At 48.1% G+C, this 10,357-nt stretch carries 10 protein-coding genes and 1 rRNA gene; 6 read left to right on the top strand and 5 right to left on the bottom strand.

All coding sequences use genetic code 11. The features are described 5' to 3' along the window. Positions 1 to 114 (top strand): 23S ribosomal RNA (locus M3630_RS30345); the annotation flags it as partial. A gap of 112 nt (positions 115 to 226) precedes the next feature. Here M3630_RS30345 and M3630_RS30340 read toward each other — a convergent pair. The 3 genes from M3630_RS30340 to M3630_RS30330 form a co-directional block, all read right to left on the bottom strand. Next, positions 227 to 913 carry a class I SAM-dependent methyltransferase gene (locus M3630_RS30340; RefSeq protein WP_251254653.1) on the bottom strand — a complete coding sequence of 229 codons (687 nt, stop codon included), beginning with the start codon at positions 911 to 913 and terminating at the stop codon, positions 227 to 229. A 130-nt stretch (positions 914 to 1,043) separates the two neighbouring features. Beyond that, positions 1,044 to 1,769, bottom strand: coding sequence for a hypothetical protein (locus M3630_RS30335; RefSeq protein WP_251254652.1), 726 nt, complete (start codon positions 1,767 to 1,769; stop codon positions 1,044 to 1,046). 13 nt (positions 1,770 to 1,782) lie between these two features. After that, positions 1,783 to 2,412 (bottom strand): YczE/YyaS/YitT family protein, encoded by a 630-nt coding sequence (locus M3630_RS30330; RefSeq protein ID WP_173611219.1) that lies wholly within the window; start codon positions 2,410 to 2,412, stop codon positions 1,783 to 1,785. A 121-nt stretch (positions 2,413 to 2,533) separates the two neighbouring features. Between M3630_RS30330 and M3630_RS30325 the strand changes: the two genes are divergently transcribed. From M3630_RS30325 to M3630_RS30315, 3 genes are all read left to right on the top strand, one after another. Beyond that, a complete protein-coding gene (locus M3630_RS30325; protein ID WP_251254651.1) occupies positions 2,534 to 3,517 on the top strand; it encodes a LacI family DNA-binding transcriptional regulator in 984 nt (327 codons plus the stop codon). An 83-nt stretch (positions 3,518 to 3,600) separates the two neighbouring features. Continuing rightward, on the top strand, positions 3,601 to 4,470 hold the full coding sequence (locus M3630_RS30320) for an AraC family transcriptional regulator (protein WP_221868366.1): 870 nt from the start codon (positions 3,601 to 3,603) through the stop codon (positions 4,468 to 4,470). A gap of 106 nt (positions 4,471 to 4,576) precedes the next feature. After that, positions 4,577 to 5,071, top strand: a complete 495-nt coding sequence (locus M3630_RS30315; protein ID WP_251254650.1) for a GNAT family N-acetyltransferase — start codon at positions 4,577 to 4,579, stop codon at positions 5,069 to 5,071. Between the two features lie 191 nt (positions 5,072 to 5,262). Here the strand turns inward: M3630_RS30315 and M3630_RS30310 are convergent, their stop codons facing one another. Next, positions 5,263 to 7,359 (bottom strand): sigma-54 interaction domain-containing protein, encoded by a 2,097-nt coding sequence (locus M3630_RS30310; protein ID WP_251254649.1) that lies wholly within the window; start codon positions 7,357 to 7,359, stop codon positions 5,263 to 5,265. Positions 7,360 to 7,577: 218 nt separating this feature from the next. On the opposite strand from M3630_RS30310, the gene M3630_RS30305 reads away from it, so the two are divergent. Together M3630_RS30305 and M3630_RS30300 are read left to right on the top strand one after the other, a co-directional pair. Next, positions 7,578 to 8,711 (top strand): M20 peptidase aminoacylase family protein, encoded by a 1,134-nt coding sequence (locus M3630_RS30305; RefSeq protein WP_251254648.1) that lies wholly within the window; start codon positions 7,578 to 7,580, stop codon positions 8,709 to 8,711. Between the two features lie 30 nt (positions 8,712 to 8,741). Further along, entirely contained in the window at positions 8,742 to 10,154 is a 1,413-nt protein-coding gene (locus M3630_RS30300; RefSeq protein WP_251254647.1) for a YfcC family protein, read from the top strand. A gap of 115 nt (positions 10,155 to 10,269) precedes the next feature. On the opposite strand, the gene M3630_RS31285 is transcribed toward M3630_RS30300, so the two are convergent. Beyond that, positions 10,270 to 10,350 carry an IS3 family transposase gene (locus tag M3630_RS31285; protein ID WP_353057225.1) on the bottom strand — a complete coding sequence of 27 codons (81 nt, stop codon included), beginning with the start codon at positions 10,348 to 10,350 and terminating at the stop codon, positions 10,270 to 10,272. Between the last annotated feature and the right edge of the window lie 7 nt (positions 10,351 to 10,357).

Below are 10,357 nucleotides of genomic sequence, written 5' to 3'. Positions count from 1 at the left end.
TCCCACAGCGCAAGCTGGTAAGACCCCTCATAGACGATGAGGTTGATAGGTTCGGTGTGGAAGCGCGGTAACGCGTGGAGCTGACGAATACTAATCGGTCGAGGACTTATCCACACACTTAGCAATCATGCGTATTCAGTTTTCAGGGAATGAGATAGCCATCCGAGCAGGATGGCTTTTTTGTGTGTTTTTATTCCATGTGGGTCTTCCGTTGGCCTTTTTGCAATCATACCTCCAGCCACCAAATCCCCGCGCATTCCGGCAAAATTACTAGCTTCTCTACAACGACTTTGTCCGCAAGTTCATTCCCAAAGAAAAATCTTGCTAGCCGTTCTGCTTCTTCCAAGTCTGCAAATTGATAGTCCAAGCGAATCCATTTGTGAGAGAAACCGTATTTGCTTTCTAACAAGGAATAATACTGCGTAAGAAATTCGGGTGGATGAGGTGTTTCATATCCAGTCCCCATCGTCTCCATGATGACGATCGTGCCACCAGGACGAAGCACGCGCTTCATCTCAAGAATGATCTTTTCAAGATTGAGCTCGTTGTTGGGAACTTCAGAACTGGTGAGGTAACAGACCGTCCACCCTGCTACGATGACATCCGCGCTGTTATCTTCCGCGGGAATATTTCGATGATCCGCTACGCTGGTTTTCCAATTGGAAAGACCGGCTTGCGTCAGCTGTTGTGCATTCACTTCTAGCATAGCGGCGGAAGCATCCATAGCCAGAATGGACTTGGCATAAGGGGCAAGCACAGACGTAAGTCTACCTGAGCCAGCTCCCAGATCGATCACGTCCTGTCCTTTGATAGGGGTGATTTCTTCGATGACAGCGAGCAGACTAGATTGTCTGGAAATCATCAAATCGTACTGTTCCGCTTGAGTTTTGTAAATTTGTTCGTGGTTTGGCATCGTTTATCCTCCAGTTACTTGATCGTACTGGAAAATATGGTAAAGCCTCACGCCACGTGAAGGTCAAGAGATAGAAAAAAGGATTCCGCCTGCAAGTCTTATGAGCGACAGGGGAATCCTTCTTTTTCATTTAGGAACGCACAGAAATTAAATCTTTCGCCAGCGCTACCATCTGATCATGAAGGGTAGGATCCAGTAGATTGCTTCCGGCGTGGTACGCGAGATGATACAAGATTCCTTGATCATAGAACTCCATCTCATGGGCGTTTGTGACGATCAGATTTACTGCGTGATTTTTATCATCATATTTGTAAAAGTTATACACATAAGAGCTGTTTGTCGTAATGATATGATGATAGAAAGTGATATCGTCGGTCAATGGCTCGACGCGCATGACGTTCCCAAACGAATCCAGTCCAGAAGCAGATGGCTTCACATGGGCCAAGGGGTTTTCATCTGTCTCCGTCATACGTACGATGAAGAAGTCTTGCGTAAGAGGGACTTCGTTATCCTGCGCGTATGTCAGCTGTAGCTGGTGTCGTATTTCTTTTTCGGAGCCTGAGGAGAATGAGACGAGATAGGCCAACTCTTTTTCGACAGGAAAAGGCAGCTTCGTTTTATCCAGTTGCTTGATGCGGCTTTGGAGAGACGAAGGCAATAGCGGTGTTATTTCCTGAATACTCATCGGCTGGTAATGCGTCACGTTTTCAGGATCTTGGGTCAGTCTGTGAATTTCGCTCTGGGCAAAAACATCTCCGCCAGCTTTTACGAGACCAGTGGAAGAGGAGCAACCGCCAAGCAATAGAAACAGGCTCACTGCAAGCGAACACACAGCTTTTGGTCGAAAATTTCTCAAGGCTTTCCTCCTATTATGCCTCCGCCCCCTTCGTTTGATTGACGAGACGAAGCATTTTATTCCCGACGTTGATTGCTGCTTGAATAATGTAGCCAGTCGTAAACGACAGCACGACTGTTCCGTAATAAATCGGGCCATCTAACAGGAAGCTTGCGCTAAGAAACATGCACGCCAGCAAAATTTCTGTCCGTCTGAATGTCCACTTTAATCTTTTCGACATAACCAGTACAAATGCCTCTTGGGGAGCAGTGCACACTTGCGTACACACATACAACCCGATACCGCTGCCGATGCAAATGTTTCCGAGTGCCATGGTCAGAAGCGGCGGCAATGAACGGATAGCAGCCATGAGCCCATCGATGGACCCAATCAAATCGACAAAGACGGAGATCAGCACCATGACCAAAATGGCACCGACAGAAATATAACTGCGATCCATGAAAAGGACGATGATGACAAAGGTCAGGTTAATGGCAAACATCCAGAAGCCAATCGATATCCCGAAGTTTTGATACAGGGCAATAAACAGAGAATCATACGGGCTAAGACCAAAGGATGTAATGGTCGTCATCATGTTGATCCCGAGCGCCAAAATCAATAAGCCTACGATAAACAAGAGATATTCAAATTTTAAGCGAATCACAAAACACGACTCCTTTCATTCTACATAAGGAGAGCATAAGATGTGGAACGCTTTTCAGAGCAAGCGGAATGTGTTTTGATGTATGTAATTAGTACTGATCCGACTTCGAGGAGTAATCTGAGTGGCTAACATAAGAGAAATCGCAAAATTGGCAGGTGTATCCGTTTCAACCGTTTCCCGTGTGCTAAACAACCATCCGTACGTGAATGAGAAAAAACGCGCGGAGATTCTCAAGATTATTGAAGAACAAAATTATGTTCAAAACAGTAATGCGGTGCACCTTTCTACCGGAAAAACGATGGTCATCGGTGTGACATTGCCTCTCGTCAATAACCAATACTACAGCTCCATTATTGAAGGGATAGCAGCAGAAGCAGCCCAGCATCATTACAAGCTGATGGTGTGCCAAACGAATAACAATCCTGAGCAAGAACGCAGCGTTTTACACTTGCTCAAAAATAAAAAAATCGACGGGCTCATCATGTGTTCCAGATCCAGCTCTTGCGAAACGCTCAATGAATACGCAGGATACGGACCTATCATCACGTGTGAAGCAAATGATACCACATCTGTTTCGAGTGTTCATATCGACCACTATCAAACGTTTCTGATCGGGATGGAGTATCTGATGAAGAAGGGGCATCGCCGGATCGGGTATTGCATCGGCAGAAAGAACAGCTTTAACAGTCAGCATCGCAAACGTGCCTATTACGAAAAGCTGCATTCGATTGACGTGACACCCTCGCCTGAGTGGTCATTTGAAGAGTGTTTAACGATCCAGGACGGCAAGGATGTCGTGGGGAAATTGCTGCAATCAAAAGAGCGGCCGACAGCAATGATCGTATCGTGCAATCATATAGCGGCAGGGATCATCAAAGAATCCAGCAGATGGGGGATTCGCGTACCGGAAGACTTAGCCGTAGTCGGTTGCGATGATCAGCCAATCGGAGAATTACTAGAGATCACCACTGTATCCAGCTCCAGTATGTTGATGGGAAAATACGCATTTGAGATGCTCCATGAGCGGATTTGGGCACAGCAGTTGGATGGGAGAAAGGAAGAGAAGGAACTGTCGCCCGAATTGGTAGAGCGGCTGACGACGTAAAGCTAGAAAGATAGCACAGTTGATCAAAAAAACGCTCGGGATCTCCCGCATAATAAAGAAAAAATAGGTGAAGGAAGTCAAAGATGGACACGTACAAGCGGATTCAGGACGCGATTGATTTTGTAGAAGAGCATCTTCAGGAAGAAATGAACATCACAGATATTGCTTCACGGGCGCATTTCTCTGCGTTTCATTTTCAGCGGCTGTTTCAGGCAATCTCAGGCTTCAGCGTACAGGAGTACATTCGCAAGCGCAGGTTGTCGGAAGCTGCACTTGCGCTAAAACAGACAAGTGACAATGTGCTCGAAATTGCTGTGGCCTATCAATACCAGTCGCAGGAAGCATTGACTCGCGCTTTCGAAAAGCAGTTCGGGATTACACCTGGAAGATATCGCAAAGAAAATCATTCGCTGCCTTATCTAGCCAAGATGGACTTCTTGGCCTTTCGCCAAACGATCAAAGGAGAGATCACGATGAACAAACCGACGATCACGACATTGGATGAAATTTTAATCATTGGGCGCAGATACCGAACGAGTTTGCAGGAGGAAAAGTATTTCACGGACATCCCGGGCTTCTATCAAGCGTTTGGCAGCAATCAAGATTTTTTGCGGATTCCCAATAAAGCGGCGGCAGACATGTCGTACGGAATCTCCTGCGAATTTGAGGATGACGGTAGCTTTTCCTTTGTTGTAGGAGAGGCTGTGCATGGCTTTCCAGAAGAACTGCCTGAGGGCTTCATTTCACTTGCGCTGCCTTCGGGGAGATATGCGGAGTTCAAGGTGAACGGGGAGGTCGATCTTGTGCAAAACACACGCAGGTACATTTACGGGACGTGGTTGCCGAATTCGAATTACGAGAGAGGCGAGGGACCCGATTTCGAAGTGACAGATGTGTGGGGCTCTCGTTTCCCAGATGCGATAAAGATGAGCATCTATATTCCGCTAAAATAGCCACTGGCTCGCGAATTTTACATGACCTTCACACGCCATCCATTCCAGCTTTATACCTGTTTGCTATAGTGTAAATGTAAGAGCGAATGTACAGGAGGCGGGTAGGGTGGAAGTGCGGATTGAGCGCGTCGTAAGAGATGATTTTGCGGAAATGATTACGTTGGCGGATATGACATTACCCGATCGAATGAACTTGCATGAGCTGAAAAAGTATATGGAGCTGTTTCCTGAGCTGATTTTCAAGGCGACATACAACGGCCAGCTCATCGGTTTTAGCTGTGCCGGAATTGATATGTATCAGACGACTGGCTGGCTTCTGTTCAGCAATGTGAGCAAGGAGTTCCAAGGGCAAGGCATCGGCAAGCGGCTAATCGAAGCCAGACTGCAAGCCCTGCGCCAGTTTCCAACACTTCGTACCGTGCAGGTTACGGTGAGTGAAACGAATGCATCCTCTATTCGTGCGCTGTCTGCCTATGGCTTCCGTCTGGCTCATGCTGAGCAGGATTATTACGGGCCGGGCAAGCATCGGAATTTGATGGAGCTGCCTATTTTGCCTATGATTCAACCAGAAAAAATAGAGACTCCTATTGTGACTGCCTAAATAGAATATCTAAAGCGGAGGAGCTAAAGCCTGCCGCTTTTTTTCATAGGCTGGTATCGATATGCTGTAGGGGAAGGAAGAAGTGCATTTCCAGTCTACGCTTCGGCCTACGCCCCCAAAGGCGCTTGGACTGGAAATGCACTTCTTCCTACGGGGCTTCGGGCTCCACATCTGTTGGAAGACAACTATAATTATCCCTTGTCCTTACTCAGCAAAGCAGCTAACACCTGCTGCCCAAACGCAGTAATCTGCGTCCCTTGCTTCTTGACCCCGATGGAGACGCATCCAGAGCGGTCCAGCACGGTCAGCTTGTGTCTGATTTGGGCTTCAGTCATGGAGGGACCCTCCATTCTCGCGAGCAGGGCACTGCGTCCAATCCGTTCCTGACGCTGATAGCAATCGGACAGTACTTGCAGGATCGCCGCGTAGTCTACCAAGGAGCCTTGCCTGGATAAATACCGGATTGTATCTTCCAGCTTATCATCCCGGTGAGAGAGAAGTGGCTGAGTAGAGACATGTCCCGCAAAAAAACGCTCTGGCAAATGAGACAGCTCCACCTGATTCCCCTCTGCGATGACGACTGCATAGTGAATGAAATTTTCCAGCTCGCGAATATTGCCTGGCCAATCGTAACGGAGTAGCTGTTCCGTCACTTCTCGTGAGAAGGACAGACGCTGCTTTTTTTTCTGCAAGAAATAATCGATCAGCACCAAAATATCATCGGGACGATCACGCAGGGGCTGGATGTGCAGAGGCAGAACGTTCAGTCTGTAGTACAAATCCTCGCGAAATGTCCCTTTTTTGACCATTTCCATCAAGTTGCAATTCGTAGCCGCGATGACGCGGACATTGACTGGAATGACGCGATAGCCCCCTACGCGCATGACCTGCTTTTCCTGGAGAACGCGAAGCAATGACGCCTGAATGCTAAGCGGGGCATCCCCAATCTCGTCCAGAAAAATGGTTCCGTTGTGAGCCAGCTCGAATAGCCCCATCTTTCCGCCTTTTCGTGCCCCTGTAAAAGAACCCTCCTCGTACCCGAACAATTCGCTCTCTACCAAGCTCTCGGTCAGCCCTGCAAAATTGACGGGGACGAACGGACCGTCACGGCGTGTCGAGTGTTGATGGATGGCTTGGGCAAAAACTTCTTTCCCGGTTCCATTTTCCCCTGTAATGAGAATCGTAAAGTCACTTTCGGCAAGCTTGGTCGCGACTCGCTTGTTGGCCTGAATAGACGGGCTTTTGCCGATGATATTGTCAAACGAGTACTTGGTCATCAGTCCGAGATTGGCACTCTTCGTCCGTATTTCCTGTTCGATCTGCTGTACCTTCGTCACGTCCTGAAAGGTAATGACAGCGCCAAGAAACTGATCATCCAAGAACGTGGGAATCTTGGTAACCAAGAGGTACAAATCGCGGTATTCCAATACTTGCTTCGTTACTTCCGTGTGTGACTCGACTACTTCCAGAATAAGAAATTCGGGAATGACTTCTGCTACATTTCGCCCGATGCAAGTTGCTTCAGTCATATGCAAAATTTTCTCGGCTTCCTTGTTCAGCACAGTGATATTCCCTGCGGCATCTGTACCAATAATGCCTTCATGAACGGCATTTAAAATGGAGCTCAGCTTTTCATTCAGCTTCCGTTCATTGTGTACCGAGTTGGTCAGCTTGCGCCCGATATGGACGAAATCACTGATGAAGTCAGCCGTGTACAGGTTTGCCTTATCTGGAGACAGATCAAGCAGGCGCGAAATATCAAAGATCGTCGTCAAATCCAAAGGGCGGTGCCCCAACTCAATGACGTTTTCGAAATGAGCAGGAATCAGCTCCCTGAGCCCATGACAGACAGCGACATCTATTTGGTCTTTTTCAGGGAGCGGAGTCTCGGTATCGGGTACGTAGGGTACAAATGTCAGATGAGAGAATCCGAGATGAAACAGTAGCTCAATCGCGCCTTCTACCATTTCGATGGAGTTGGAAACAAATAGACAGCGCGTTCCTGGCGGCAAGTCCATGAGTTGATCCAATTTGTTAATGTCAATCGTACGCCTTGCTAGCAGCACGGGGATGTCTGGTTGAGGAACTGGCTGATCTTGCAAAAGACTGGTATCAGAAACAAGGATGAGATCAACTTCATCGTACACACTCGGGTGAAGCCGTTCTTGCATGTGGTTTCGAATGATGGCCAAGCGGTTTCCGAAAAAAGACGTGAGCGTGTTTGCAAACAGCAAGCTGATCGTCTCCAGCCTGGTCATCAACAAGATACATGGTTTCTGTTTTATCATGATGCGACTCCTTTATATCTGCCGAAAAGCTTTTAGATTTGGGTGAAAATATTGGATCAGATATCCGTAAAAACAACCTATATTATAACCTAAAAATCCTTAATTGTTCAGAAATGCTTAACTTTTATAACAATATGGTTTTGGCACAAATCTTGCTATACATTCGGTAGAGCAAACCGAGATACTAGAGATAGACATCAGGGAGGATGATGAATCGGATGAATCCGTTCTTATACATGGACGAGCATCGCGACGAAATAGTGCGAACATACAAAGATTTGCATCAATTGGCGGAGCCGAGCTGGCACGAGGAGAAAACGGCGAGATATTTGCGGGGACGCTTGGAGGCGGCTGGTATTGCCGTCACAGGCTTTGAGGGGCACCACGGCTTTTATGCGGAGATTCCTGGAGAGAGTGCTGAGATCGTGGCATTGCGCGCGGATATGGATGCACTTGTGCAGGAAGTGGACGGCGTGGTGAGACCGAATCACTCATGCGGACACGATGCTCACTCGACACTTGCTCTCTACAGTGCCCTGGCTATTCAAGCAAGCGGGGGGGTGCCGCCGAAAACGATGCGCTTTCTATTCCAGCCTGCTGAGGAGAAGATGGGCGGAGCCTTGCAGATGATGAAGGATGGTGCCCTTGAAGGCGTGACAAAGCTGATCGGCGTCCATCTGCGCCCGGAAATGGAAGTCGCGTATGGCAGCGCTGCTCCAGCGATTTTGCATGGATCGTCTAGCTCCATCAGGGGGACGATTACAGGTCTGCAAGCTCACGGAGCACGTCCGGCGCTCGGAAAAAATGTCATCGAAGCCGCTTCGTTTTTGGTTCAGGCGTTGCAAAACATTCGTTTGGAAGATGGATGCTCTTTTTCCGTAAAGATGACCCAATTGCAAGCAGGGGGAGAAACGGTGAATGTCATCCCTGATCGAGCGACCTTTAGCCTCGATGTACGTGCACAGTCTAATGAAGGCATGGCCGAATTACGGAGAAAAACCGAGCATGCCATGAGTCAGACAGGGGCTTTGATGGGCATGGATGTCGAGTGGGAATGGTCGGGAGTCACACCCGCTGCGGTCGCCAATGCGAGCATGATCCAAGTAGCCAAAAAGGCAATTGGGCAAGTGCTGGGTGAGGACAAAATTGCCGATATATGTGTGACGCCAGGCGGAGAGGACTTCCATTTTTACGCGATTCACCGTCCTGAGCTGGCTACCACGATGATTGGTCTGGGGTGTGGGCTCACACCTGTTCTGCATCATCCACAGATGACTTTTCAGACGGATGCCTTGATTTATGGGGCAAAAATCATGACAGCTGCGATTTATGAAGCAGCCCAACATTCTTAGAGAAGCGCTACACACGCAGGGGGTTACCTTATGACAGAGAGCAAGCAACTAAAAAAGAAAAGCTTACTTCGGCTAGACGCCTACGTCCTTTTGTTTTGCATTTTACTTCTATGTGCGTTGGCTACCTATGTGGTCCCGACAGGAGAATTTGAGCGTGTAAAAAACGGCAACGTGACGACAGTTGTCCCGGGCAGCTATCATGCGGTGGAGCCGAATCCTACAGGTTTTATCGAGTTTTTTACCGCGATCCAGACAGGGATGGTCAAAGGCGCGCCGATCATCTTCCTCGTTTTGTTTACAGGAGGGGCTTTAGCTGTTTTGGATAAGACAGGTGCACTCAACGCAGCGATTTTGACTATGGTCCGAAAACTGGGACATAGAGAGTGGCTGCTGGTTATTTTGATCACTTCCGTCTTTTCCGTACTGGGTACGTTGGGTGTGATCGTCAACTCCGTCATTGCCTTCGTTCCACTCGGCATCATGATTGCGAGAGCGATGAAAATGGATGCGATCTTCGGTGTGGCTCTGATTTATCTGGGGGTGTATGCCGGATTTAATACGACAATCGCTTTTCCGGGAACACTGGGCTTGTCCCAAGAAATTGCTGAGCTGCCGCTGTTTTCGGGTATCGGATACCGCACCATCATTTATGTTACGTTTGTGATCGTTACCATCCTGTACATCGGGCGTTACGCGCGTAAGGTTCGTCAAAACAACAGTATCTTGGAGGGTGAGCTCTTTCCTTCTGATAGTGGTTCAACCACGATGGAAGTAGACACGAAAAATGTTGATTTTACTACGCGTCACAAATTGATCCTTGCGTTTACGGGGATCGTTCTGATTGGTTTTATTGTCTGCACGATCTTGTTCAAATGGGACGTAAACGAGATGTCCGGAATCTTTATTTTTATTGCGATCGGGGTAGGCTTGCTCAACAGGATGAGTGGCAACGATATCGCCAAAACGTTCTTAAAAGGCTGTCAGGGACTGATTTATGGGGCTTTGATTGTTGGTATGGCACGTGCGGTCACGGTCATTTTGGAAGATGGGAAGTTCCTTGATACCATCGTGTACGGGCTCGCTACCGTTCTGGAGCCGCTTTCCCCGATGGCTGGGGCAATTGGGATGTTCCTCGGAAGCGCCGGGCTGCACTTCTTGATTTCGTCCGGTTCAGGTGAAGCCGTTATGTTGATGCCGTTGTTGGCACCATTGGCTGACTTGATGGGCATTACGCGCCAGGTAGCAGTCGAGGCACTGATGCTCGGAGAAGGTGTGGTCAACTGCATTAACCCGACCTCAGGTGTTCTGATGAGTATTTTGGCGATGAGTGGCATTTCTTACGGCAAGTGGCTGAAGTTCATGCTTCCACTCACAGCGGTATGGACAGTCCTCTCCATCGTATTTATCGTGATCGGGGTCCTGATTAACTGGGGCCCATATTAATCCGACATTCGATGACAAGAAAGACCTGTCCTCTGCCAGCTTTCTGATGCTAGCAAAAAATCCCCCAACGGCTACTAGTGGACTGACCCTAATTAATGAGACGTTGAAAAAGCACCTAGGCTACCTGTTTCCCATACTCGTATGGAGACAGGTAGTTCAATTTTTCCTGAATTCGATCTTGGTTATAAAAACAGATGTAATTT

It is taken from the genome of Brevibacillus sp. MER 51 (assembly GCF_023714195.1).
In the GTDB taxonomy this organism is placed as follows: Bacteria; Bacillota; Bacilli; order Brevibacillales; family Brevibacillaceae; genus Brevibacillus.
This window is presented reverse-complemented; position numbering and strand designations above follow the sequence as displayed.